A 23,558-nucleotide genomic window follows, 5' to 3' on the forward strand; every position below is an offset into this window, starting at 1 on the left:
TGGAATGACCGGTTAGATGGCAGGCACCGCCCCTTTCGCCAAGATGAACGGCATTGGCAACGAGATCATCGTTGTCGACATGCGCGGCCGTGCCGATAGGGTCACGCCAGAAGCGGCGATCGCGCTTAATGCCGACGCGGCGACCAAGTTCGACCAGATCATGGCGATCCATGACGCGCGCACGCCGGGCACCGCCTATTACATCGACATCCTGAATTCCGACGGCACCAGCGCGCAGGCCTGCGGCAACGGCACGCGCTGCGTCGTCCAGGCCCTGGCCGCCGAGACCGGCCAGAAGAGCTTCAGCTTCGAGACCCGCGCGGGTATCCTGAATGCTCAAGAGCACGCGAACGGCCTGATCTCGGTCGACATGGGCAGGCCGCGCCTCGGCTGGCAGGAGATCCCGCTGGCGGAAGAGTTTCGCGATACCCGCATGATCGAGCTGCAGATCGGCCCGATCGATGCGCCGGTGCTGCATTCGCCCTCGGCAGTGTCGATGGGTAACCCGCACGCCATCTTCTGGGTCGACAACGATGTCTGGTCCTACGAGCTCGGCCGTTTCGGCCCGTTGCTCGAGAACCATCCGATCTTTCCCGAGCGCGCCAACATTACGATCGCCCAGGTGACGTCGCCCGAGACGATGATCATCCGCACCTGGGAGCGCGGCGCAGGTCTCACCAAGGCTTGTGGCTCGGCCGCTTGCGCAGCCGTGGTGGCGGCCGTGCGCACCAAGCGCACCGGCCGCAGCGTCTCGCTGCTGACGCCCGGCGGCGGTGAATTGCATGTCGAATGGCGCGATGACGACCACGTCATCCTCACCGGTGCTGCCGAATGGGAGTTTTCCGGCAGCTTCGATCCTTCGACCGGCGCCTGGGCCCGCGACACCGAAAGCGCCGCCTGATGTCGGCCCTTGAAAAAGGCGCGGTATCCAGCGGTATCGACGTCGTCACCTTCGGCTGCCGCCTCAACACCTATGAATCGGAAGTGATGCGTCGTGAGGCCGAAAGCGCCGGCCTTGGCGCGCTCCAGGGCGGCGCCGTGATCTTCAACACCTGCGCAGTCACGGCGGAAGCGGTGCGACAGGCCAAGCAGGCGATCCGCAAGGCGCGCCGCGAGAATCCTGAAGCGCGCATCATCGTCACCGGCTGCGCGGCGCAGACCGAGCCACAGAACTTCGCCGCCATGGACGAGGTCGACCTCGTGCTCGGCAATGAGGAGAAGCTCAAGGCCAATTCCTACCGCGCCCTGCCCGATTTCGGCGTCAACGACACCGAGAAGGCGCGCGTCAACGACATTTTCTCGGTGCGCGAGACGGCCAGCCACATGGTCGACGCCATCGAAGGCCGCGCGCGGGCCTTCGTGCAGGTGCAGAATGGCTGCGACCACCGCTGCACCTTCTGCATCATCCCTTACGGCCGCGGCAACTCGCGCTCCGTGCCGATGGGCGCCGTGGTCGAGCAGGTCACCCGTTTGGCCGGCAACGGCTATGCCGAGATCGTGCTTTGCGGCGTCGACATGACCAGCTTCGGCGCCGACCTGCCGGGCAGCCCCAAGCTTGGAAAGCTGGTGAAGACGATCCTGCGTCAGGTGCCGGACGTAAAGCGGCTGAGACTGTCCTCGATCGATTCCATCGAGGCCGACGACGACCTGCTCGAGGCCATCGCTACTGAACCGAGGCTTATGCCGCATCTGCATTTGTCGCTGCAATCGGGCGACGACATGATCCTGAAGCGCATGAAGCGTCGCCATCTGCGCGACCAGTCGATCCGCTTCTGCGAAGACGTGCGCAAGCTGCGTCCCGGCATCGTCTTCGGCGCCGACATCATCGCCGGCTTCCCGACTGAGACCGAGGCGATGTTCGAGAATTCGGAACGGATCGTCGAGGAATGCGGGCTGACGCATCTGCACGTCTTTCCGTTCTCGCCGCGTGAAGGCACGCCCGCGGCGCGCATGCCGCAGGTCCGCCGCGAGGTGGTGAAGGCGCGCGCCGCAAGGCTGCGCTCCGCCGGCGAGGCCGCCTATCGCCGTCATCTGACCTCGCTCCCCGGCACGCGGCAGTCGATCCTGATCGAACGCGACGGGCTTGGCCGCACCGAGGGGTTTACGTTGGCCGCGATCGGCACCGGCGCGCCCGGCGAGATCGTGGATGCCGTGATCACCGGCCATGACGGCGCCCGACTGATTGCGGCGCCGATTGCCGCGCAAGCTGCCTGAAAAACTGCGAGACGCATGGCTGGTTTCCTCAAGAAGATATTTTCGTTCGGCAAGAAGGAGATCGTCGAGGAGCGCGTCGACGAGGCGGCCCCGCTGCCGCCGATCAAATGGGATCAGCTGGACGCGCTGAAGCCGGAGGGCGGGCAGGCCGCTCCGGAGATTCTGGCGCGCGAGCAGGTAGCGGAGGCCGCGCCGGCGAGCGAACCCGCTCCTGGGCTTGCTCCCGCTCCGCTGCCTGAAGAGCCGAAGCCCGAGCCAGCGCCCTCCGTTCCACCGACGCCGGAACCGATTGTTCCCGCCGAGCCGGAACCACTGCCGGAGCCTGAGCCCGAAGAGGAGCCACAACCGGCGCCCGACAAATCGGAGCCGCCGACCCCCGATGAAGTGCCGCCGGCGCGACCTGAACCTTTACCAGCGCCGACACCGGCACCTGAACCCGCTCCGCTAGAAGTGCCTGCTCCGGCGCCGACACAGCCGGACATCGAGCCTTCGCGTCCGGAACCGCAGCCTGAGCCGGCACCTGTCGAAGTGCCGAGGCCGCCGAGTGAGGTTCCGGCCGAGACGCCGGCACCGATCGAGGTGCCGCCAGCCGAGGTGCCCTCCATCGAGCCAAGCTCAGCAGAGGCCGGCGCCGCTCCTCTAGAGCCATCCGCCGGGCCAGACGCCGAAATCGCGCCTCCTATTCGGCAGCCCGCGCCCGTCGAGCCGCAGCCGATCCTCGCCGAGATCGCACCGGAACCCGAGGCTGTGCCGTCGCCGCCAAGGCCTGCCGCCGCCGCCGGCAAGGTGACGGTCTCGAAAAAGGTCGAGCAGAAGGCCGAGTCGGTGAAGGCGCCGGAGCCGGCGCCGCGGCGCTCCTGGTTCCAGCGCATGCGCGAAGGGCTCGCCCGCTCGTCGCGCGAGCTCACCGGCAACATTGCCGGCGTCTTCACCAAGCGAAAGCTGGACGACGACACGCTGCAGGACCTGGAGGACGTGCTGATCCGCGCCGATCTCGGCGTGGAGACGGCGCTGCGCGTCACCGATTCGCTCGCGTCCAGCCGCTATGGCCGCGACGTCTCCGACTCGGAGGTCCGCGCCGTGATGGCGGCGGAGGTCGAGAAGGTGCTGACCCCGGTGGCAAAGCCGCTCGAGCTCGACCTCAGCCACAAGCCGCATGTCATCCTGGTCGTCGGCGTCAACGGCACCGGCAAGACGACCACCATCGGCAAGCTTGCCGCCAAGCTCACCGATGGCGGCCTGAAGGTGATGTTGGCCGCCGGCGATACGTTCCGCGCCGCGGCGATCGAGCAGCTCAAGATCTGGGGCGAGCGCACGAAATCGCCCGTGATAGCCACCAAGCTCGGCGCCGATGCGGCGGGCCTCGCCTATGACGCCTTCGAGAAGGCGAAGGAGGCCGGCTCCGACGTGCTGATCGTCGACACGGCCGGCCGGCTGCAGAACAAGACCGAGCTGATGGCCGAGCTGGAAAAGATCGTGCGCGTGCTGGGCAAGCTCGATCCGGAAGCGCCGCACACGGTGCTGCAGACGGTCGACGCCACCACCGGCCAGAATGCGCTGAACCAGGTCGAGATCTTCCGCAACGTCGCCGGCGTCAACGGCCTGGTCATGACCAAGCTGGACGGCACGGCACGCGGCGGTATCCTGGTGGCGATCGCCGCCAAGCACCGGCTGCCGGTCTATTTCATCGGTGTCGGCGAGCAGGTCGACGACCTCGAGCCGTTTTCGGCCAGCGAATTCGCGAGAGCAATCGCCGGCGTCGCCTGAACAAAGGCGTGATCTTGAAAGGCCGCCTGCTTTTCGGCCAGATCATGCGCAAGAAGGACTTTTATGAACATCCTCGAACGCGACCCGTCCGATCCACGCCGCAAGCCGATGAACCCGGGCCTGAAATTCCTGCTCGAGCTGGGTCCGGGCCTGGTGTTCTTCTTCACCACCATCCGCGGCGAGTGGCTGGCCGGAAAATTCCCGGTGCTCACCCATCTCGGCGAGCCGATCCTGATCGCCACCGCCTTCTTCATGGTCGCGACCGCGCTGTCGCTGAGTGCCTCCTGGGCGCTGACGCGCAGCCTGCCGCTGATGCCATTAGTCTCTGCAATCGTTGTCTTTGTCTTCGGCGCGCTTGCGCTTTACCTGCAGGACAAGACCTTCGCCTTCATGAAGCCGACGATCATCAATTCGCTGTTTGGCTTAACGCTGCTCGGCGGGCTGCTTTTCGGCCGCTCGCTGCTCGGCTACGTCTTTGATTCTGCATTCCAGCTCGACGCGGAGGGCTGGCGCAAGCTGACCTTCCGCTGGGGTCTGTTCTTCCTGTTCCTGGCCGTGCTCAACGAGGTTGTCTGGCGCAACTTTTCCGAGGCAACCTGGCTTTATTTCAAGGTCTGGGGCACGATTCCGATCACGCTTCTCTTCACCTTCAGCCAGATGCCGCTGATCATGCGCCATTCGCTTGAGGAAAAACCCAAGGAAGAGAAGGCTGGGAACTAGAGCAATTCCAGCAAAAGGGTCCGCCGGTTGGGTTCCGAGAATTCGCCGTATCGTCCGCCAGGAATTGCGTCAGAATGAGAGGGGGCATCATGGAATTCCTCATCACGCATGACGAGCTGAGGACGATCTACAAGACGCCCCGGCCGACCGACGGGTCGATCCGCAAGGAACTCAAAGCCCTCGACGGCCATTGCCGTTCCTTTATCGGCAAGAGCCCCTTCGTGCTGATCGGATCCTCCGACGGCGCCGGCAATGCCGACGTCACGCCCAAGGGCGACAAGCCCGGTTTCACCGCCATCCTCGACAACAACACCATCGCCATCCCCGACCGTCCCGGAAACAACCGGCTGGACACGCTGGAAAACATCATCCGCAATCCGTCGGTCGGGCTGCTCTTCCTGATCCCCAGCATGAATGAGACGCTGCGCGTCAATGGCGATGCCCGCATCACAATCGACCCGACACTGCGCGAACGGCTGGCGGTCGACGGCAAGGAGCCGCGGAGCGTGATCGTGGTTACGGTCAAGGCCGCCTACATGCACTGCGCCAAGGCCTTCATGCGCTCCGACCTCTGGAAGCCGGAGACCTGGCACGACCGCGCGACCCTGCCGACGCTCGGCCAGATCATCCGCGACCAGCTGGCGCTGAGCGAAAGCGCCGGCGAGATCGATCGCGAGCTGGACGACGATTACCGGCAGACCATGTGGTAGGCTTCGCGCACGACTCACTCATCGTCCGGCTCTCCCCTTGCTCAACCTCATCGCCATATCGGGCAGCCTGCGCGCTGCCTCGACCAACTCGGCCCTGGTGGCGGCATTGGCCGCCAACGCGCCCGCGGACGTCATCGTCGAGATTTATGACGGCCTCGGCCGGCTGCCGATATTCAACCCCGACGACGAGGGCGAGCGCACGCCGCCCGAAGCGGCGCGCCTGATCGGGATGATCACCCGCGCCAACGGTGTCATCGTCTCCTGCCCGGAATACGCGCATGGCGTGCCAGGCGGCATGAAGAACGCGCTCGACTGGCTGGTCTCGCGCGACGCCGCGGTCGGCAAACCGGCAATGCTGGTGCATGCGTCGCCCCGCTCGCTCTACGCGCGGGCAGCCCTCGCCGAGGTGATGCGAACGATGTCGTTCGCGATGTATGAGGAGATGCCGCTGGAGATCGCGCTGCTGGGGAAGAAGCCGGCGGAGATGGAGGCGATCCTCAGCGAGGGCGCGAACCGGCAGGCGATGCACGACGCGGTGCAGGGGTTCTCTGGCTTCATTCGCGGGCGGTGAGCGGTTTTCCCTTCTCCCACAAGGGGAGAAGGGAAAGAGCTACCCCTTCCGCAGCGTTTCGACATCTGTCTTGCCGACATACCAGTCCCGGGCGTTGACCTCCTCGAACACCACCCAGACATCGTTGTTGCTAAGCCCGGTGGCCTCCATGATGGCCGACGTCACCTTCTTGGCGATGTCAGCTTTCTTGCCGGCCGGATCGGCGGCGATCACTTCCTTGACGATGCGGATGTTGACGAATGGCATGATGTCCTCCCTTGGAATTGTGCCGGTCGGCATCTGGCGAATGCTTGGCAATCCGCTCCGGCAAAGCGGATGGCGGTGGTTGCGGGAACCGCAGCGCGGCCGGCGCTGCGGGGATTCGCAGAAAGGCGAGTAAAGGCCAGAGAAGCGCCTCGCGGCTTCAATAGGTCTTGGCTCCATTCACCATCAGCCGCACCATATAAAGCGAGGTGGTTCCGGCGATGTAGAGGCAGTTGAACTTGTTGCCACCGAATACGCAGTTCGCCGTCACTTCCGGCACCTTGACCTTGCCGATCAGCGTGCCGTCCGGGTCGTAGCAATGGATGCCGTCTGCCGCACTGGTCCAGATGCGTCCGTCGGAATCGAGCCGGAACCCGTCGAACAGGCCAGCGGTGCAGTCGGCGAAGACCTTGCCGCCCGAAACCTTCTTGCCGTGCTTGCCGACATTGAAGACCCGCATATGCGCCGGGTTCTTCTCGCCATGCGTGCGCCCGGTGTCGGCGACATAGAGCAGGCTTTCATCCAGCGAGAAGGCAAGCCCGTTCGGCCGCACCATGTCGGTGATGACGGCCTCGACGTCGCCGGTGTCCGGATCGACCCGGTAGACATTGCAGGCGCCGATCTCGCTTTCGGCCTTGTCGCCCTCATAGTCGGTGTCGATGCCGTAGCTCGGATCGGTGAACCAGATCGAGCCGTCGGAGCGTACCACCACGTCGTTGGGCGAGTTCAGCCGCTTGCCTTTCCACTTCTCGGCGATGGTGGTGACAGAGCCGTCGAATTCGGTGCGGCTGACGCGGCGGCCGGAATGCTCGCAGGTCACCAGCCGGCCCTGCCGGTCGACGGTGTTGCCGTTGGAATTGCCGGACGGCTGCCGGAACACGCTGACGCTGCCGTCGGTCTCGTCATAGCGCAGCATCCGGTTGTTGGGGATGTCGGACCAGACGACATAGCGGCCGGCGGCGAACCAGGCCGGCCCTTCCGCCCAGCGGCATCCGGTGAACAGCTTTTCTACCTGCGCGCTGCCGTTGAACAGGCGCGCGAAGCGCGGATCGAGAACTTCGTAATAGTCAGCGGCCGCCATCAATTTCCTCCCGGGATCAGGTGACGAGCGGATCAAGCCAGCCCGCAGCCGTTCTGGCAAGACGGCAGGCATCTAATTTGTATGACAAAACGGATGAGAAATCCGTGATGTGTGCGCCACTGGCTGCGATGTCGGATGCCGGGACCCATTAGTCTGCGGTTAACCGGCTATGCGCTGGTTGCAATGGTGCATTGCAACATCTTTCTTTTGCAACGCACCATTCCTATGTCATGCTCGCAATCGTCAGGGAGGAACAACCGGCCGCACCAGTGCGGCATGAAAGGAACCCTGTCATGTTCGACAATCTTGTCTCCCGCGCTCGCGCCAGCATCGCCAAGCGCCGCCAATACAACCGCCTCGTCGCCGAAATCGAGAACCTGTCCGGCCGCGATCTCGCCGACCTGCGCGCCGACCGCTCCGAGATGCTCTACCAGATCCACAGGCAGATCTACGGCTGAGGCTCGACGCCTTGAAGGGCGCCTAACGTGGCGCCGCCAAGGCTTTCTCGATCTGCGGCAACAGCAACATCCTCACGGAGTCGGGCGTCAGCGGCCCGACATGCTTGTAGGCGATCTTGCCGTCCTTGCCGACGACGAAGGTTTCCGGCACGCCATAGACACCCCAGTCGATCGCCGCGCGTCCGGCCGGATCGACGCCGATCGCCTGATAGGGATTGCCGAGATCGCCGAGGAAGCGGCGGGCATTTTCCGGCTGGTCCTTGTAGTTCAGCGCCGCAAGCGTGAAGCGCTTGTCCTGCGACAGGCCGAGCAACACCGGATGCTCCTCGCGGCAAGGCGCGCACCAGGATGCGAAGACGTTGACCAGCGTCACCCTGCCGGCGAAGTTTTTGGAATCGAGCCCCGGCAGATTCACCCCTTCCAGCGGCGGCAGATTGGTCTGCGGCGCCGGCAGGCCGATCAGCGCCGAGGGAATTTCCGAGGTGTCGCGGCCCGAGAGCAGCTGCGACAGGAACAGCCCCGCCAGCCCCAGGAACACCAAGAGCGGCAAAAGCACGAACAGGCGGCGACGCGGCGCCGGCGCTTCGGTTTCGTTGCTCACGGTTTTGCCGCACCGGATTTGTCGGAACGCCTGCGCACACCGGCAGCTTCCAGCGCGGCGAGCTCGCGCTTGCGTGCCCGCTGGTCGAGCAGGATCCAGCCGATCAGCGCGGCCAGCACGATCGCCGTGATGGCATAGGCGGCGGTGACGAAGAGGGCATGCGTGCTCATGTCGGCCGCCCCCCATTCTCTGCCCCGCCAATCGTTCCGATCATGTCTTTCCTCAAAGCGTTTCACCGTTTCATAGAGACAGCGATCCGCTCCATTTCCTTGCTCTTACGCAATTCCGGAAGGAAAACCGCTCGCACTTTTCGTAGATTGGTCTAGCCCCGCCGCGGCTTTCCCGCAATTGTCTCGGCGCCGCAGCGGAATGAACGTCCTTGTCGCATCAATCCGTCCCATGCCGCAACGCGAACGCCGCCGCCAGGGGCCCGACCACGGCAAGAAACAGCGTCAGCGCGGCTAGAATGAGGAAGGGCTGCAGGAACGGCGCCGGATCGGCGACGGCGCCATAGCTTGCCGAAACGCCGAAGATCAGGACCGGGATGGTGAGCGGCAGCACCAGCACCGAGATCAGCAGCCCGCCGCGCGGCAGCGCCACCGCCACTGCGGCACCGGCGGCGCCGATGAAGGTGATGGCCGGCGTGCCGACAAGCAGCGTCAGCGCCGTGGCGCCGATGCCCGTCGGCTCCATGTTCATGAACAGGCCGAGCAAGGGAGCGGCGACGACCAGCGGCAGCACGCTGCCGGTCCAATGCGCCACGCATTTCGTCAGCACCGTCAGCGCCAGTATATGGCGGTCGCCGTTGAGCACCAGGAGGTCGAGCGAGCCGTCCTCGCGGTCGGCCTGGAAAAGACGATCGAGACCGAGCAGACAGGCGAGCAGGGCCGCGATCCACAGGATCGCCGGGCCGATGCGCGACAGAAGGTTCAGGTCGGGCCCGACGCCGAACGGTATGGTGACGATGACGGCGAGAAAAAAGATGACGCCGACCAGCGCCCCGCCGCCGGCGCGGATGGAAAGGCGGATGTCGCGCAGGAAGAGGGACCGCATTATGAGGTGGCCCCCTGGTTAGGTGAGCGTTCCTTCGCGCCCCCCTCTGTCCTGCCGGACATCTCCCCCACAAGGGGGGAGATTGGCCGTCGCAGGCGATTTCGCCAATCACTAACGTTGGCAAGCCGAGCGGGGTGCCCAAACTGCCAATCTCCCCCCAAGTGGGGGAGATGGCCGGCAGGCCAGAGGGGCGCGCCGCAGAGTGCCGACATCAAAGAACCTGCCCCATACTCAATTCCCGCGCCCTCTCCAGCCCCAGCGGCAGGTGCGTCGCCGCCACCACAATCCCCCCACCCTCGAGATGATCTCGCATCAGCCCCGCGAACCTCTCCTCCGACGCCTTGTCCAGACCCGCCGTCGGCTCATCCAGCAGCCAGACCGGGCGCCGGCTGACCAGAAGCTTGGCGATCGACACCCGCCGCCTTTGCCCGGTCGACAGATAGCCGAAGGGCAGATGCCCGAGGCCACCGAGCGCCACCGTCTCCAGCGCCTCATCGACGCTCAACGCCGGTTCGCCCTGGAAGGCTCGCCAGAAGCCGAGATTCTCCTCGACGCTGAGCGCCGTCTTCATCGCGTTGAGATGGCCGAGATAATGCGAGGCGGAGGCGACCGTCGGGAAAGCTTCGCCACCGCCTTCGACCAGCACCTTGCCCCTGGCGGCCGGCAGCAGGCCGGCGACTACCCTCAGCAGGGTCGATTTGCCCGAGCCGTTTGGCCCGGTGACGATGAGCGCCTCGCCCTTTTCGAGAACGAATCCGATGCCGGAAAAAACCGCCTCGCCGCCACGCTCGCCGCCCAGATTTTCGGCGATCAGCCGCATTCTTGCCCGTCCCGAAAGCACCGTTTCGCGGCCGTCGCCGCATCGCACAATTTTGCCTTTTGTCTGTCTAGAACTATTCCAGGAAATTCTCTATATGCGGTTCATCCGTGCCAGCGGTCGGCGCGGGAACAGGACTAGCGCCGAACCAGCGCACGCGCCGCCTTGAACGGCTCGGGTTGCTTGGGAGCGGACAGCGGAAATGGCCGTACCCGCACCTTTGCGCGTGATTGCATGCCATCGGCGTCCGTTCCCTTTCAGGCTGAACAGACAAGGACGGATCGCACGTGTCAAAATCCCTCGACAGTTTCAAATGCCGCCGCACCCTGACCGCGGGTGGCGCGGACTATGCTTATTTCGACCTCGTTGAGGCCGAGAAGAACGGTCTCACCGGCATTTCCCAGTTGCCCTATTCGATGAAGGTGCTGCTGGAGAATCTCCTGCGCAACGAGGATGGCCGCTCGGTCACGAAGGAATCGATCCAGGCGGTCGCCGCCTGGCTGACCGACAAGGGAACCGCAGGCGTCGAGATCGCCTATCGCCCGGCCCGCGTGCTGATGCAGGACTTCACCGGCGTTCCGGCGGTTGTCGACTTGGCCGCCATGCGCGACGGCATCAAGGCGCTCGGCGGCGATCCTGAAAAGATCAACCCGCTGGTGCCCGTCGACCTCGTCATCGACCACTCCGTCATCGTCGACGAGTTCGGCACGCCGATGGCCTTCGCCCGCAATGTCGAGCTCGAATATGAGCGCAACGAGGAGCGCTACAAGTTCCTGAAATGGGGCCAGCAGGCCTTCCGCAACTTCCGCGTCGTGCCACCCGGCACCGGTATCTGCCACCAGGTCAATCTCGAATATCTGGGCCAGGTGGTGTGGACCAACTCGGAAGACGGCGAAACCACCGCCTATCCGGACACCTGCGTCGGCACCGATTCGCACACCACCATGATCAACGGCCTCGGCGTGCTCGGCTGGGGCGTCGGCGGCATCGAGGCCGAGGCCGCGATGCTCGGCCAGCCGGTTTCCATGCTCCTGCCGGAGGTCATCGGCTTCCGCCTCACCGGCAAGCTCAAGGAAGGCGTCACCGCCACCGATCTCGTGCTCACCGTCACCCAGATGCTGCGCAAGAAGGGCGTCGTCGGCAAGTTTGTCGAATTCTTCGGACCCGGCCTTTCCAACATGACGCTGGCCGACCGTGCCACCATCGGCAACATGGCGCCGGAATACGGCGCCACCTGCGGCTTCTTCCCGGTCGATTCGGAGACCATCCGCTACCTCACCATGTCCGGCCGCGAGGAAAGCCGCATCGCGCTGGTCGAGGCCTATTCAAGGGCGCAAGGCATGTGGCGTGATGCCGGCTCGGCCGATCCGGTCTTCACCGACCTGCTCGAGCTCGACCTCGGCGACGTCGTGCCGTCGATGGCCGGGCCGAAGCGCCCCGAAGGCCGCGTCGCCCTGCAGGACGTTCCCGCCGGCTTCGCCAAGGCGATGGAGACCGAATACAAGAAGGCCGCCGAGATCTCGAAGCGCTATGCCGTCGAAGGCACCGATTACGATCTCGGCCATGGCGACGTCGTTATCGCCGCCATCACGTCGTGCACCAACACCTCGAACCCGAGCGTGCTGATCGGCGCCGGCCTCTTGGCTCGCAACGCCAACCGGCGCGGCCTGAAGCAGAAGCCGTGGGTGAAAACCTCCCTCGCGCCCGGCAGCCAGGTGGTGGCCGAATATCTCGAAAAGTCCGGCCTGCAGAAGGAGCTCGACCAGATCGGCTTCAACTTGGTCGGCTTCGGCTGCACCACCTGCATCGGCAATTCCGGCCCGTTGCCGGCGCCGATCTCCAAGACCATCAACGACAAGGGTCTGATTGCTGCCGCGGTCTTGTCCGGCAACCGCAACTTCGAAGGTCGCGTCTCTCCGGATGTGCAGGCAAACTACCTCGCTTCGCCCCCGCTGGTTGTCGCGCATGCGCTGGCCGGCACGGTGACCAAGGACCTGACCACCGAGCCGCTCGGCGAAGGCAGCGACGGCAAGCCGGTCTACCTCCGGGACATCTGGCCGACTTCGGCCGAGATCCAGGAGTTCATCGAGAAGAACGTCACGCGCGAGCTGTTCGCCCGAAAATATGCCGACGTCTTCAAGGGCGATGCCTACTGGCAGAAGGTCAAGGCGCCGGAAGGCCAGACCTATGCCTGGGACGATCACTCGACCTATGTTCAGAACCCGCCCTATTTCGCCGGCATGGGCCGCGCCTTCGGCAAGGTCGGCGACATCAAGGGCGCGCGGGTGCTCGGTCTCTTCGGCGACAAGATCACCACCGACCACATTTCCCCGGCGGGTTCGATCAAGGCCGCCTCGCCGGCCGGCAAGTACCTCACCGAGCATGGCGTCGGCGTCGCCGACTTCAACCAGTACGGCACGCGGCGCGGCAATCACGAGGTGATGATGCGCGGCACCTTCGCCAACATCCGCATCCGCAACCACATGCTTGGGGAGAACGGCCGCGAAGGCGGCTACACGATCCACTATCCCTCGAAGGAGGAGATGTCGATCTACGACGCCGCCATGGAGTACAAGAAGGAAGGCGTGCCGCTGGTCATTTTCGCCGGCGTCGAGTACGGCAACGGCTCCTCGCGCGACTGGGCGGCCAAGGGCACGAACCTCCTCGGTGTCCGCGCGGTCGTCGCCCAGTCTTTCGAGCGCATCCACCGCTCCAACCTGGTCGGCATGGGCGTCATCCCCTTCGTCTTCGAGGAAGGCACCTCATGGGCCTCCCTCAATTTGAGGGGCGACGAGCTGGTCGAGATTGACGGGCTGGACGCGATCAAGCCGCGCCAGAAGATGGTCGCCCAGGTCACATATGGCGACGGCGCGGTGAAGAACGTGCCGATCATCTGCCGCATCGATACGCTGGATGAGCTCGACTACTTCAAGAACGGCGGCATCCTGCAATACGTGCTGCGCGATCTCGCTGCTTAGTAGGGGAATAAGGCATTAAGGCAGTACGGGAGTAGGGAAAGGATAGCCCTACTGCCCTACTGCCCTACTGCCCTACTGCCCTACTGCCCTACTGCCCTACTGCCCTACTGCCCTACTGCCCTACCGCCCTACTGCCCTCATCTTTCCAAACCTCGCGGTCGCCGCCAACAATACGGCCAGCATCAGCCCGTTGAGGGCGTGCCAGAGGAAATGCGTGCCGAGCTTGGAAGCTGACGCAGATCAGCGGGTCGATCATGCGGCAGATGACCGAGACGACGAAGATCGCCGATCCCGCCAGATTGTACCAGCCGGCCCGGTTGCCGATTGCCGCGGCCTACGCCCCGAAGAAGGCGAGCGCCAGGAAAGGCGGCAGATAGCTGGTCGTGCCGTTCGAGGCTTGCCGCAGTCGGCCCAGATCGTGCCTTTGCTGGCGAAGGTGTGGAACAAGGTCGAGCCGATGCCGATCACTACCACCCACCAGGCCAGCATCTTGGCGAAAGTGCCGGTCTCGTATCGCCGCACTTGCCGGACGCCCCACAGTCCTGCGGCAATGAACGCCAAGTTGGTCAAAGCATTAGCCGGCTCTGCCTAAAGTCTTGGCCCCGTCCGTTCGCAATAAAGATCGACAGGGGTCAGGAGAGTTTGCCACATGGTGAGGGTGCTGCTCCCGAATCGAACCGCGCCGTGAAATGCAAGGGCTTCTCCTATTGCCTCCTTACCTGAGGTTGCAACGGCAAAATTTCACCGCAACGTGACTTCCCGTTGACTGACGCTTCTGCCACATATTTTAGCAATCAGAACAAGGCCGGCGTCACCGGCGGGAATTGGAAAAGTCATGGCATTTCGAGGACGATTGCGGCTTGCGGCAGTAGCGCTGGCCTTTACGGCGTTGGGCGGCGTGGCCCTGGCAGCCGAGCCTGAGAAGGCCGCGACCGACAAGTCCCAAACCGAGAAGCCCTTGGGCGTGGTCGAATTGTTCACCAGCCAAGGCTGCAGTTCCTGTCCCCCGGCCGACGAGTTCTTCGCCGAGCTTGCCGGCAAGGACGACATCGTCGCGCTCGCCTACCACGTCAATTACTGGGACTACCTGGGCTGGCAGGACACGCTAAGCACCAAGGAGAACACCGAGCGCCAGTATGATTATATGCGCGCCTTCGGCAGCCGCTCGGTCTATACGCCGCAGGCCGTCATCAACGGCCGCAGCCACGTCAACGGCGCCAGCCGCAAGGATGTCGACGGCGCCTTGGCCCGGATGGACAGGGCCGGCGAGGGCATGCGGGTCGCCATCAAGGTGAGCCGCACCAGCGACCGCGTCATGATCGAGGCGGGCGATGCCGCCGGCGGCCCGGCGGACGCCCATGTGGTGCTCGTCTATTTCGGCCCGCCGCAGATGGTGAAGATCGGCCAGGGCGAGAACAGCGGCCGCAGCCTGACCTACTGGAACGCCGTTTCCGACATACAGACCGCCGGCATGTGGCACGGCAAGGCGCAGCGCTACGAATTGCCGATGACCGAGATCGCCAAGAAGGGCGGCTGCGCGGTGCTGCTGCAGTCGGTCGGCAAGGACGGCATCCCCGGCCCGATCCTCGGTGCCGCCTTCATCCACAAGCCGGATCGGCTGTAGCTTTTCCCTTCTCCCCCTGTGGGCCCCCTGTGGGAGAAGGTGTCGCCGAAGGCGACGGATGAGGGAACACCTACGTCACTCCGCTGGAACGTCCCTCATTCGTCTCGGCGCCGTCGCGCTGATCCACCTTCTCCCACAAGGGAAGAAGGGAAAATAAAAAACCGGCGTCAGCTTGCTTCTGACGCCGGTCATTCAGGTTTTGGGATCGTCGCACCTGATTCTTCCAAGGAAAAACCGAGGTTGGTTCGATCCGACGCTGACCCGTGGGCGGGGGGCTTGGGGTTTACGAGCCGGTGCCGGACCGAACCGTCTCAGGCAACGCCGGTAAATTCGTCGGACATTGGGGCATGAGCGCGGATTATTTGTGGCGAGATTGTGGCAGAGCATCACCAATTCCAACATGTGTTTCGCAAACGTGACTGGACGTTTGGGAAACCGCGCGACCGAGCGCATGCCTGCCCGGCCCTTGCAATTCGACCCTGAAAGCGCGAACCTTGGCCGGCGCATGATTCAATCGAAGGATCGAGGCATGACCGATCACAGCAGCGGGACGGAGGATGGGGAAGCATCCGGAATATTGATCCCGTTGCACGAGGCGCGCAGCGCACGCCTCGACCAGCCGGTGCGATTTGACCGGCGCGAGCTCGATCAGATCCTGAGGCTTTATGGGCGCATGGTGGCGGCCAATGAATGGCGCGACTATGCCATCGACCATCTCACTGATCGCGCTGTCTTTTCCGTCTTCCGCCGGGCGAGCGAAGTGCCGCTGTTCCAGATCGTCAAGGACCCCAAGCTGGCGCGCCGCCAAGGCGCTTTCGCCGTCATTGCGGCCGGCGGCCGCATCCTGAAACGCGGCCAGGAACTCGGCCGCGTGCTCGGCGTGTTCGATGCGAAGCTGAAGGTTGTCGAGGCTTGAAGGAAAAAGAGGAATTGAGGAACTGAAAAAGAACTGAGGAAAAGAGGCGCCTGACGCTGTGGCTTCCCTCTTTGTTCTTCAGTTCCTCAGTTCTTCAGTTCCCCTTTTTCTCCCCGAAACCTCTGCTCCGGCAGCGAATCGGGATCCGGCGGCAATTCCGCGCCGCCGTTCAGCGACAGCTGCATGAACACCGTGTCCAGCCAGCGCCCGTGCTTGTAGCCCGATCCTTCCAGGCGACCGGAATGGCGGAAGCCGAGCTTCTCGTGCAGCCGCACCGAAGCGCTGTCGGCATGACCGTCGCCGATCACCGCGATGATCTGGCGGAAGCCCGCCGCGCACGCCGTTTGGATCAGCGCCCGCATCAGCAGCGAGCCCACGCCCTGCCCCTTGGCCTCGGGCGCAACATAGACCGAATCCTCGATGACGAACCGGTAAGCGGGGCGCGGCCGGAACGGTCCGGCATAGGCATAGCCGAGCACTGCGCCGTCCTTCTCCGCCACGAGGTAGGGAAAGCCGCCGGCCGTTAAGCTGTCGAATCGATTGCCCATTTCGGCGCGGCTGGGCGGCTCCAGTTCGTAGCTCGCAGTGCCATGCGTGACCGCGTCGGCATAGATTTCCGTGATCCGGTCGAGGTCAGCCGCGGTGGCGGCCCTGATCGCAATATTGCTCATAATCTATGCAGTTTGTTTTCCTGCCTCGATAACAGCAGAGCCATGTCCAAAAGGAAAGGGCGGCCGTTGAGCCGCCCTTGGCAATTCTATGGTCCAGTGAGACGGGTAACCGCCCTTAGCGGCGGTCGCCCATGAACTGCAGCAGGAACATGAACAGGTTGATGAAGTCGAGATAGAGCTGCAGCGCACCCATGATCGCCTTGCGGCCGGCGACGTCGGCGACGTCACCTTCGAAATACATCTCCTTGATCCGCTGCGTGTCGTAGGCAGTCAGACCCGCGAACACCAGCACGCCGATCGCCGAGATGGCGAAGCCGAGCGCCGACGACTGCAGGAAGATGTTGATCAGCATCGCAATCAGCAGTCCGATCACGCCCATGATCAGGAACGAGCCGAACGCCGACAGGTCGCGCCTTGTCGTGTAGCCGTAGAGCGACAGACCGCCAAAGGCCGCGGCCGTAGCGAAGAAGGTCTGGGTGATGCTGGTGCCGGTGTACACGAGGAAGATCGTCGACAGCGACAGGCCGACAAGGCCGGCATAGACCCAGAACGTGGTCTGCGCCGCGCCTACGCTCATCGACTGGATGCGGAACGACAGGAACATCACCGCGGCGAGCGGCGCCAGGATGACGACCCAGCGGAAGGCGCTGGCATAAATGAGCTGGCCGAAACCGGTCAGCTGACCGTCGCCCGTGACGGCGAGGTGGAACGCGCCCCAGGCAGCAAGGCCGGTGATCAGAAGGCCAAGCCCCATGAGGTTGTAGACTTTGATCATATAGGCGCGCAGGCCCTGATCGATATCGACGCGCGCGCCGGAAGCGGCGCCCGTCTGGTAGTTGCGAATGGGATCAGCCATTGGGAATCCTCTGTTGCTTCTGCCCGTCCGGTGACAGGTCCCTTTGGGGACCAGGCGCCGCTGGCGGGGCTCCAGCATGCCTAGCACGAAATATGATGGTTCTCGACGTCAAGAACAAGACGGTAACAGATCGTAACGCTTTGTGAGAGTGCGAAAGGCCGGTTTTTGGCCCTCCCGCACGGCATTCTTACAAAGATTTAACCAGGCGGGCGACTTGGAGCCGCGCTCGGTCAGAGGTTGCGCAGCACCGGTGCCGCCTTGTGCCCGAGCACCCGCCAGGTGCCGGCAAGGCCGATGCCGACGGTGACCGTCAGCGAAACCAGGATCGTCGCCACCGCCACCTCCGGCATGAAATGCGACGGCAGCGTCATGATATGCGCGACCACGAACCACGCAGCGATGCCGCCGGCGGCCAGCGCGAACAGCGCGGTCGCAAGGCCGATCAGCACATATTCCAGCGAGAAGGCGGCAATCAGCGTCAGCCGCGTGGCGCCGAGCGTCTTCAGCACCACAGCGTCGTGGATGCGCGCCCGGTTGCCGGCGGCAAGCGCCCCGGAAAGCACCAGCACCGAGGCGACCAGCGTCACGCCGGCTGCGGCGCGAATCGCCGTTCCCAGTTGCGCGACCAGCCGGTTGACGATGTCGAGCGCGTCCTTGACGCGCACCGTTGTCACCGCCGGAAAGGCGCGGGTGACCGCGTTGAGCAGCCTTGCGTCGTCGGCTGTCGTCGCGCTCTTGTCGGTCAGTGTCGCCAGCCAGCCATGCGGCGCCCCGGCAAAGGTGTTGGGCGAGAACACCGTGACGAAGTTGATGCCCATCGTCTCCCATTGCACCTGGCGGAAATTGGCGATCTTCGCCGTGACGTTGCGCCCGAGCACATTCACGGTGACGCTGTCGCCGAGCTTCAGCCCGATCGCCTTGCCCTCCGCGGCCGAGAACGACACCAGCGGCTCGCCGGAGTAATCCTGCGGCCACCACGTGCCTTCGGTCAGGGTCGCATTCTCCGGCTGCTTGGCGTCATAGGTCAGGCCACGGTCTCCGCGCAGCACCCAGGCGCCGTCGGCCGAGATCTTCACCTTGTCGACGTCTACGCCGTTGAGCGCCATGATGCGGCCGCGCAGCATTGGCACCTTGGCCAGCGTTCCCCGGGGCGACTCCTTGCCCACCAGGCTGGCGAAGGCATCGACGTCGGCGCTTTGTATATCGACGAAGAAGAAGTTCGGCGCCCGCTCCGGCAGGCTGCCGGAGATCTGCCGCCTGAGATTCCCGTCGATCAGCGCCAGCGTCACCAGAAGCGTCAGGCCGAGGCCAAGCGAGAGCACCACCGAGGGCGTCAGCGCGCCGGGCCGATGGATGTTGCCGAGCGCCAGCCGCAGCGAAACGGAGCGTACGCGCGGGCTTTTCTTCGCCGCCCACTGCACCAGCACCGCAACAAGCCGCAGCACCAGGAAGGCAAAGACCGTGGCGCCGACAAAGATCGAGGCGATGCGATAGTCATTGGCCGAAAGGATCGCCAGCGCCGCCAGCATGATGACGATAGCGAGCGCCACACCCGCATAGGGCAGGCGCGGCAGGCCACGGCTCTCGAAACCCATTTCGCGGAACAGCGCGGTCGCCGGCACGTCCCGGGCGCGGCCGAGCGGCAGGAGCGCGAAAGCCAGCGTCACCAGCAGGCCGAACAGCGCGGCCATGGCGAGCGCGCCTGGATAGATGCCGCCTTGCGCCGGCACGGGGATGACCGATTGCAGGAGCGTGCTCGCCACGAATGGCATCGCGGCGCCCAGGGTGAGACCGAGCACGATGCCGAGGCTGGCGATCAACAGGATCTGCACCAGATAGACGGTGAAGACGAAGCCGCCCGAGGCGCCGAGGCTCTTGAAGGTTGCGATGACGCCACGCTTGCCGTCGAGATAGGCGCGCACGGCATTCGCCACGCCGACGCCGCCGACCACCAACGCCGTCAGCCCGACCAGGGTCAGGAACTGCGAAAAACGCTCGATATTGGCGGAAAGCGATGGGGCGGCGTTGCTGCGCGTGCGGATGGACCAGCCGGCCTGCGGGAAATCTTTCGCGGCTTGAGCCTGGATGCCCTTGATCGCCGCCTCGGAAGTGCCATCGGGCAGCCGCACCTTGTAAGCGTTCTCGACCAGGCTGCCGGGCTGCACCAGACCGGATGCGGCAAGGCCCGCGTGCGACATCATCAGCCGCGGCGCGAAGCCAAAGCCGTCCGAGACCGCATCCGGCTCGCTGACCAGCCTCGCCCGCAACTCGAAAATGGCGCTGCCGAGCTTCAGCCTGTCGCCGACGTGAAGATTGAGCCGCTCGAACAACAGGTCGGGCGCGGCGGCGCCGAACGCGCCGGACCTTTCGCCGAACAATTGGTCCTTCGGCAGCGCCGGATCGGTTTCCAGCGCGCCGTAGAGCGGATAGGCGTCGTCGACCGCCTTGGCTTCGACCAGCGCCTGGTCGTGCCCGTCTTCCAGCCGCGCCATCGAGCGCATGCCGGAGGTTTGCGAAACTGCGCCGAGGCTGCGGATAAACCGGAGCTCGGCATCGGATGCGCTGCGCTGGTTGATCTGGAAGCGCAAGTCGCCGCCAAGCAGCGTCTGTCCTTGATCGGCAACACCGGCGCTGATCGCCTGCGCCACCGAATTGACGCCACCGATCGCCGCGACGCCGAGCGCAATGCAGGCAAGGAAGATCATGAAGCCGGACAGGCCGCCGCGCATTTCCCGCAGCGAGAAGCGGATGGCGAGCTTCAATGGCCGCATCAGGCGGGAACCTTCACGGCTTTCGGCGCGTCCTCGATCCGCCCCGAGCGCATCGACACCTGGCGCGCGCAGCGCGCGGCGAGTGCCGGATCATGCGTGACCAGCACCAGCGTCATGTCGCGTTCGGCCGCCTTGGCGAAGAGAAGATCGGCGATCTGCTTTCCCGTCGCCTGGTCGAGATTGCCGGTCGGCTCGTCGGCGATGAGGATGCGCGGCGAAGGCGCCAGCGCCCGCGCGATCGCCACGCGCTGCTGCTCGCCGCCGGAAAGCTCGCCCGGATAATGCGTCACGCGGTCGCTCAGGCCGACCGCCGCGAGTTCCCGCGCGGCCACTCCGAACGGATCGGCATGGCCGGCAAGCTCAAGCGGCACCGCGACATTCTCCAGCGCCGTCATGTTCGGGATGAGGTGGAAAGACTGGAACACGATGCCAATGTTTCGTCCACGAAACGAAGCAATTTGGTCCTCGCTTTTTTCGTTGATAAGCTCGCCGGCGATCCGGACCGTACCGGAATCGACCCTCTCCAGGCCGGCAAGAACCATCAGTAGTGTGGACTTGCCGGACCCCGACGGACCGACAATGCCGGTAGCTTGCCCGGCCGCCACATCGAGGCTCACGCTCTTCAGCACATTGACTGACGAGGCGCCCTCGCCCAGCGTCAGCGATACGTCCCTCAACGCGATGACGGCTTCTGTCACAATAAAAGCGCCCTATATGTGAAAAAAAGGGGACGGCCCGTGTCTCCTTCCTTGGGTTGTTTCGGTCATATGGGGCTCGCCGCATGGCATTCAAACATCGTTTTGCCGCAGTCCCCGTTGTTTTCGCAGCCCTCATTCTTTTCCTTGGCCTTTGCGGCGCCATTTCGTCGGCGCGCGCCGCCGCCTTCACCATCGTCGGCTTCGGCGACAGCCTGATGGCAGGCTACAGCCTCGGCCCTGGCCAAGGTTTCACCGACAGGCTGGAGGCAGCCTTGAAGGCGAAGGGACTCGACGTCACCGTCGCCAATGCGGGCGTGTCGGGCGACACCTCGAGCGGCGGGCTGGCGCGGCTCGATTGGTCGGTGCCGGACGGCACAAGGCTGGTTATCCTCGAGCTCGGCGCCAACGACATGCTGCGTGGCCTTTCACCCGACATCGCCGAGAAGAACCTCGACGCCATGCTGGGCAAGCTGAAGCAGCGCAATATTCCGGTGCTTCTGGCCGGCATGCGCGCCGCGCCTAATCTCGGCCCTGACTACCAGAAGGCTTTCGATGCCATTTATCCGCGGCTCGCGGAAAAATACGGCATTCCGCTCTATCCGTTCTTCCTCGACGGCGTCGCCGGCCACGCCGACCTGCAGCTGGAAGACGGCCTGCATCCAAATCCCAAGGGGGTCGACATCATGGTCGAGCGCATCCTCCCCGTGGTTGAGAAGGCCATCGCCGCGAATGGCGGTGCGTCGTGAGACCGAAAAGCCACGCTTTCCGCTGGGGAAACATTGTGGACAACAAACCGCTTGCCCCGCGCTGATATCGATGATTCGCTAGGGTCGAGAGTTCGATTCGAGGACAGGAGGCTTCACATGCCACGTCTTTTCACCGCCCTCGAAATTCCACGTGATGCCGCTCTCTCTTTGTCCCTGCTCCGGGGCGGGCTGCCCGGAGCGCGATGGATCGATGTCGAAAACTATCACCTGACGCTGCGCTTCATCGGCGATGTCGAAGGCCATGTCGCCGACGAGATCGCCAACGCCCTCGACAGGGTTCACCGCCCCTCTTTCCAGATGACGCTCTCCGGCGTCGGCGCCTTCGGCGGCAAGAAACCGCATGCGGTGTGGGCCGGCGTGTCAGCCTCGCCGGACCTGACGGCTCTGCAGGGTGAAATCGACCGCATCTGCCAGCGGCTCGGCCTGCCGGCCGATCCACGCAAATTCTCGCCGCATGTGACGCTGGCGCGCCTGCGCAATGCAAGCCCGCTCGATGTCGCGCAATATCTTTCGGCGCGCGGCAATTTCGCGGCACTTCCCTTCCGTGTCGGCCGTTTCGTCCTGATGTCGTCGCGCGATTCGGTCGGCGGCGGCCCCTACATCGTCGAGGAAGCCTGGCCGCTGGTCGCCGAAACGCTCGCCTCGAGCCGCTTCGCCAGCGCCTCCGACGCCTCGCGGATCATGCGGTAGACCGAGGCGAAGGCCTCGGCGCCGTCATAATAGGGATCCGGCACGTCCGCGGCCTTTCCCGTAGCGAAATCCAGATAGAGATGGATGCGGTCTCGCGCGGCCTGCGGCGCCAGCGCCTTGAGGTCGCGCACATTCGCCCTGTCCATGCCGAGGATCACGTCGAAGCGCGAAAGATCCTCCGGCAGCACCTTGCGCGCCCTTTGCCCTGAAATGTCGACGCCATGCCTTGCGGCCACCGTGATCGAGCGCCGGTCCGGCTCCCAGCCGGCATGCCAGCCGCCGGTCCCAGCCGAATCGAGCAGCATATCCAGGCCCCGGCCACGCTCGGCCACGACGGTGCGAAATACACCCTCGGCCAGCGGCGAACGGCAGATATTGCCGAGGCAGACGAACAGAACGGAATTTATGGGCTTTATGCTCATACGATATGCGCCGTTTGTGCATTTGGAACCCCAAAACCGCAAAGCACCTTTGGGCGACTTGCATTATGGTGAGGGTCAAATTCGAGATAGCACGGGAAATCATCATGACGAGAGAGAAACTCAGCAAGGACGCGATTGCCGCCGCTCTGGCGGAACTCGACGGCTGGTCGCTCGCCGCCGACGGCGCCTCGATCAGGCGCAGCTTCGTCTTCAAGAATTTCTCCGAGGCCTTCGCCTTCATGACCCGCGTTGCGCTGGCCGCCGAAAAGATGGACCACCATCCGGATTGGTCGAATGTCTACAAGACTGTCGACGTGACGCTGAACACTCATGATGCCGGCGGCGTGACGGCGCTAGACATCGAGTTGGCGAAGCGGATGAACCGGTATTTGGGGTAAACTCTTGCAGCAGCCCCCCGCCTTCACCACATTCTCCGCCGGCGGACCGGCGCAACGATGCGCCCGGCCGCCAAGGAGCGATTGATGACGCAAGGCACCGGTTTCGAATTCTTCGGCTTCGGCGACAAGCTCGCCGGCGAAAGCGAGGTCCGTGAAAAGTTCTGGCGCACCGTCAAGAAGGCGGCGCGGCAGATCCCGTTCATGGATGAGGTCGTCGCCGCCTATTACTGCGCCATGGACAAGGACACGCCGTTGCGTGCCAGGGCCACGCTGCTTGGTGCGCTTGGCTATTTCGTCCTGCCGTTCGATTTCATTCCCGATTTCATCGTCGGCCTCGGCTACACCGACGACCTTGCCGTGCTGACTGCGGCGATCGCCGCCGTCAGCGCCCACATCACGCCAGCCCACAGGCAGGCCGCCAAGGACGCGCTGGCCGACAAGGGCTGACGGCGGCCCGCTTCAGCCGGCAAATCAGCGTGTGCGAAAAGACAAACTCTTGCCGTTTTCGTGGCATCCAACTCCGCCCGGGACG

General features: G+C 64.4%; 25 protein-coding genes and 1 pseudogene. 14 read left to right on the forward strand and 12 right to left on the reverse strand.

What is annotated here, in order from left to right; translation table 11 throughout:
- The first annotated feature begins 16 nt into the window (after positions 1–16).
- The 6 genes from dapF (at position 17) to P9272_RS06440 (ending at position 5,982) form a co-directional block, all read left to right on the forward strand.
- Positions 17–901, forward strand: coding sequence for a diaminopimelate epimerase (gene dapF, locus P9272_RS06415; RefSeq protein WP_278159864.1), 885 nt, complete (start codon positions 17–19; stop codon positions 899–901).
- The gene (mtaB, locus tag P9272_RS06420) at positions 901–2,214 is read left to right on the forward strand and encodes a tRNA (N(6)-L-threonylcarbamoyladenosine(37)-C(2))-methylthiotransferase MtaB (protein ID WP_278159865.1); all 1,314 of its coding nucleotides are present in this window, start codon (positions 901–903) and stop codon (positions 2,212–2,214) included. Before dapF ends, mtaB begins: the two co-directional genes overlap by 1 nt.
- Before the next feature lie 15 nt (positions 2,215–2,229).
- Positions 2,230–3,981: a signal recognition particle-docking protein FtsY gene (gene ftsY / locus P9272_RS06425; protein ID WP_278159866.1), complete on the forward strand. Its 1,752-nt coding sequence runs from the start codon at positions 2,230–2,232 to the stop codon at positions 3,979–3,981.
- A gap of 63 nt (positions 3,982–4,044) precedes the next feature.
- Positions 4,045–4,701 carry a septation protein A gene (locus P9272_RS06430; protein ID WP_128259603.1) on the forward strand — a complete coding sequence of 219 codons (657 nt, stop codon included), beginning with the start codon at positions 4,045–4,047 and terminating at the stop codon, positions 4,699–4,701.
- Between the two features lie 89 nt (positions 4,702–4,790).
- Positions 4,791–5,411 (forward strand): pyridoxamine 5'-phosphate oxidase family protein, encoded by a 621-nt coding sequence (locus P9272_RS06435; RefSeq protein ID WP_278159867.1) that lies wholly within the window; start codon positions 4,791–4,793, stop codon positions 5,409–5,411.
- Positions 5,412–5,448: 37 nt separating this feature from the next.
- Positions 5,449–5,982: an NADPH-dependent FMN reductase gene (locus tag P9272_RS06440; protein WP_278159868.1), complete on the forward strand. Its 534-nt coding sequence runs from the start codon at positions 5,449–5,451 to the stop codon at positions 5,980–5,982.
- 39 nt (positions 5,983–6,021) lie between these two features.
- Here the strand turns inward: P9272_RS06440 and P9272_RS06445 are convergent, their stop codons facing one another.
- Complete coding sequence (locus P9272_RS06445) at positions 6,022–6,228, reverse strand: 4-oxalocrotonate tautomerase family protein (protein WP_128259601.1); 207 nt, start codon at positions 6,226–6,228, stop codon at positions 6,022–6,024.
- Between the two features lie 157 nt (positions 6,229–6,385).
- Positions 6,386–7,306, reverse strand: coding sequence for an SMP-30/gluconolactonase/LRE family protein (locus P9272_RS06450; RefSeq protein ID WP_278159869.1), 921 nt, complete (start codon positions 7,304–7,306; stop codon positions 6,386–6,388).
- Positions 7,307–7,599: 293 nt separating this feature from the next.
- On the opposite strand from P9272_RS06450, the gene P9272_RS06455 reads away from it, so the two are divergent.
- Positions 7,600–7,764, forward strand: a complete 165-nt coding sequence (locus P9272_RS06455) for a hypothetical protein (protein WP_278159870.1) — start codon at positions 7,600–7,602, stop codon at positions 7,762–7,764.
- 22 nt (positions 7,765–7,786) lie between these two features.
- On the opposite strand, the gene P9272_RS06460 is transcribed toward P9272_RS06455, so the two are convergent.
- The 4 genes from P9272_RS06460 to ccmA form a co-directional block, all read right to left on the reverse strand.
- Positions 7,787–8,365 (reverse strand): DsbE family thiol:disulfide interchange protein, encoded by a 579-nt coding sequence (locus P9272_RS06460; protein ID WP_278159871.1) that lies wholly within the window; start codon positions 8,363–8,365, stop codon positions 7,787–7,789.
- A complete protein-coding gene (gene ccmD, locus P9272_RS06465) occupies positions 8,362–8,535 on the reverse strand; it encodes a heme exporter protein CcmD (RefSeq protein WP_128259597.1) in 174 nt (57 codons plus the stop codon). The genes P9272_RS06460 and ccmD overlap by 4 nt, the downstream gene beginning before the upstream one ends.
- 217 nt (positions 8,536–8,752) lie before the next feature.
- A complete protein-coding gene (gene ccmB, locus P9272_RS06470) occupies positions 8,753–9,418 on the reverse strand; it encodes a heme exporter protein CcmB (RefSeq protein WP_278159872.1) in 666 nt (221 codons plus the stop codon).
- A gap of 211 nt (positions 9,419–9,629) precedes the next feature.
- Positions 9,630–10,238, reverse strand: a complete 609-nt coding sequence (gene ccmA, locus P9272_RS06475) for a heme ABC exporter ATP-binding protein CcmA (protein ID WP_278159873.1) — start codon at positions 10,236–10,238, stop codon at positions 9,630–9,632.
- Between the two features lie 284 nt (positions 10,239–10,522).
- On the opposite strand from ccmA, the gene acnA reads away from it, so the two are divergent.
- Complete coding sequence (acnA, locus tag P9272_RS06480; protein WP_278159874.1) at positions 10,523–13,213, forward strand: aconitate hydratase AcnA; 2,691 nt, start codon at positions 10,523–10,525, stop codon at positions 13,211–13,213.
- A gap of 120 nt (positions 13,214–13,333) precedes the next feature.
- Here acnA and P9272_RS06485 read toward each other — a convergent pair.
- A pseudogene (locus P9272_RS06485) lies at positions 13,334–13,864 on the reverse strand (ceramidase domain-containing protein).
- A gap of 184 nt (positions 13,865–14,048) precedes the next feature.
- On the opposite strand from P9272_RS06485, the gene P9272_RS06490 reads away from it, so the two are divergent.
- Positions 14,049–14,837 (forward strand): thioredoxin family protein, encoded by a 789-nt coding sequence (locus tag P9272_RS06490; protein ID WP_278159875.1) that lies wholly within the window; start codon positions 14,049–14,051, stop codon positions 14,835–14,837.
- Between the two features lie 529 nt (positions 14,838–15,366).
- On the forward strand, positions 15,367–15,753 hold the full coding sequence (locus P9272_RS06495) for a DUF2794 domain-containing protein (protein ID WP_095820344.1): 387 nt from the start codon (positions 15,367–15,369) through the stop codon (positions 15,751–15,753).
- A gap of 86 nt (positions 15,754–15,839) precedes the next feature.
- On the opposite strand, the gene P9272_RS06500 is transcribed toward P9272_RS06495, so the two are convergent.
- From P9272_RS06500 to P9272_RS06515, 4 genes are all read right to left on the reverse strand, one after another.
- Entirely contained in the window at positions 15,840–16,424 is a 585-nt protein-coding gene (locus tag P9272_RS06500) for a GNAT family N-acetyltransferase (protein WP_278159876.1), read from the reverse strand.
- A gap of 115 nt (positions 16,425–16,539) precedes the next feature.
- Positions 16,540–17,280 carry a Bax inhibitor-1/YccA family protein gene (locus P9272_RS06505; protein WP_128259590.1) on the reverse strand — a complete coding sequence of 247 codons (741 nt, stop codon included), beginning with the start codon at positions 17,278–17,280 and terminating at the stop codon, positions 16,540–16,542.
- Positions 17,281–17,510: 230 nt separating this feature from the next.
- On the reverse strand, positions 17,511–20,051 hold the full coding sequence (locus P9272_RS06510) for an ABC transporter permease (RefSeq protein ID WP_278159877.1): 2,541 nt from the start codon (positions 20,049–20,051) through the stop codon (positions 17,511–17,513).
- Positions 20,051–20,749: an ABC transporter ATP-binding protein gene (locus tag P9272_RS06515; protein ID WP_278159878.1), complete on the reverse strand. Its 699-nt coding sequence runs from the start codon at positions 20,747–20,749 to the stop codon at positions 20,051–20,053. Before P9272_RS06515 ends, P9272_RS06510 begins: the two co-directional genes overlap by 1 nt.
- An 83-nt stretch (positions 20,750–20,832) precedes the next feature.
- Between P9272_RS06515 and P9272_RS06520 the strand changes: the two genes are divergently transcribed.
- Both P9272_RS06520 and thpR read left to right on the forward strand, forming a co-directional pair.
- Positions 20,833–21,495, forward strand: a complete 663-nt coding sequence (locus tag P9272_RS06520) for an arylesterase (protein WP_278159879.1) — start codon at positions 20,833–20,835, stop codon at positions 21,493–21,495.
- A gap of 117 nt (positions 21,496–21,612) precedes the next feature.
- The gene (thpR, locus tag P9272_RS06525) at positions 21,613–22,206 is read left to right on the forward strand and encodes an RNA 2',3'-cyclic phosphodiesterase (protein WP_126080428.1); all 594 of its coding nucleotides are present in this window, start codon (positions 21,613–21,615) and stop codon (positions 22,204–22,206) included.
- Here thpR and P9272_RS06530 read toward each other — a convergent pair.
- Entirely contained in the window at positions 22,113–22,628 is a 516-nt protein-coding gene (locus tag P9272_RS06530) for a low molecular weight protein-tyrosine-phosphatase (protein WP_278159880.1), read from the reverse strand. The two genes, thpR and P9272_RS06530, sit on opposite strands and share 94 nt — an antisense overlap.
- 104 nt (positions 22,629–22,732) lie before the next feature.
- On the opposite strand from P9272_RS06530, the gene P9272_RS06535 reads away from it, so the two are divergent.
- The gene (locus P9272_RS06535; protein ID WP_278159881.1) at positions 22,733–23,026 is read left to right on the forward strand and encodes a 4a-hydroxytetrahydrobiopterin dehydratase; all 294 of its coding nucleotides are present in this window, start codon (positions 22,733–22,735) and stop codon (positions 23,024–23,026) included.
- An 84-nt stretch (positions 23,027–23,110) separates the two neighbouring features.
- Entirely contained in the window at positions 23,111–23,473 is a 363-nt protein-coding gene (locus tag P9272_RS06540) for a YkvA family protein (RefSeq protein ID WP_128259584.1), read from the forward strand.
- Positions 23,474–23,558: the final 85 nt, after the last annotated feature.

The sequence above is a fragment of the Mesorhizobium sp. WSM4976 genome (genome assembly GCF_029625685.1).
GTDB lineage: Bacteria > Pseudomonadota > Alphaproteobacteria > Rhizobiales > Rhizobiaceae > Mesorhizobium.

Coding starts and splice junctions, on each gene's coding strand:
- dapF (WP_278159864.1), top strand. CDS start 17: ATGGCAGGCACCGCCCCTTTCGCCAAGATGAACGGCATTGGCAACGAG.
- mtaB (WP_278159865.1), top strand. CDS start 901: ATGTCGGCCCTTGAAAAAGGCGCGGTATCCAGCGGTATCGACGTCGTC.
- ftsY (WP_278159866.1), top strand. CDS start 2,230: ATGGCTGGTTTCCTCAAGAAGATATTTTCGTTCGGCAAGAAGGAGATC.
- P9272_RS06430 (WP_128259603.1), top strand. CDS start 4,045: ATGAACATCCTCGAACGCGACCCGTCCGATCCACGCCGCAAGCCGATG.
- P9272_RS06435 (WP_278159867.1), top strand. CDS start 4,791: ATGGAATTCCTCATCACGCATGACGAGCTGAGGACGATCTACAAGACG.
- P9272_RS06445 (WP_128259601.1), bottom strand. CDS start 6,228: ATGCCATTCGTCAACATCCGCATCGTCAAGGAAGTGATCGCCGCCGAT.
- P9272_RS06450 (WP_278159869.1), bottom strand. CDS start 7,306: ATGGCGGCCGCTGACTATTACGAAGTTCTCGATCCGCGCTTCGCGCGC.
- P9272_RS06455 (WP_278159870.1), top strand. CDS start 7,600: ATGTTCGACAATCTTGTCTCCCGCGCTCGCGCCAGCATCGCCAAGCGC.
- ccmD (WP_128259597.1), bottom strand. CDS start 8,535: ATGAGCACGCATGCCCTCTTCGTCACCGCCGCCTATGCCATCACGGCG.
- ccmB (WP_278159872.1), bottom strand. CDS start 9,418: ATGCGGTCCCTCTTCCTGCGCGACATCCGCCTTTCCATCCGCGCCGGC.
- ccmA (WP_278159873.1), bottom strand. CDS start 10,238: ATGCGGCTGATCGCCGAAAATCTGGGCGGCGAGCGTGGCGGCGAGGCG.
- P9272_RS06490 (WP_278159875.1), top strand. CDS start 14,049: ATGGCATTTCGAGGACGATTGCGGCTTGCGGCAGTAGCGCTGGCCTTT.
- P9272_RS06495 (WP_095820344.1), top strand. CDS start 15,367: ATGACCGATCACAGCAGCGGGACGGAGGATGGGGAAGCATCCGGAATA.
- P9272_RS06500 (WP_278159876.1), bottom strand. CDS start 16,424: ATGAGCAATATTGCGATCAGGGCCGCCACCGCGGCTGACCTCGACCGG.
- P9272_RS06505 (WP_128259590.1), bottom strand. CDS start 17,280: ATGGCTGATCCCATTCGCAACTACCAGACGGGCGCCGCTTCCGGCGCG.
- P9272_RS06510 (WP_278159877.1), bottom strand. CDS start 20,051: ATGCGGCCATTGAAGCTCGCCATCCGCTTCTCGCTGCGGGAAATGCGC.
- P9272_RS06520 (WP_278159879.1), top strand. CDS start 20,833: ATGGCATTCAAACATCGTTTTGCCGCAGTCCCCGTTGTTTTCGCAGCC.
- thpR (WP_126080428.1), top strand. CDS start 21,613: ATGCCACGTCTTTTCACCGCCCTCGAAATTCCACGTGATGCCGCTCTC.
- P9272_RS06530 (WP_278159880.1), bottom strand. CDS start 22,628: ATGAGCATAAAGCCCATAAATTCCGTTCTGTTCGTCTGCCTCGGCAAT.
- P9272_RS06535 (WP_278159881.1), top strand. CDS start 22,733: ATGACGAGAGAGAAACTCAGCAAGGACGCGATTGCCGCCGCTCTGGCG.
- P9272_RS06540 (WP_128259584.1), top strand. CDS start 23,111: ATGACGCAAGGCACCGGTTTCGAATTCTTCGGCTTCGGCGACAAGCTC.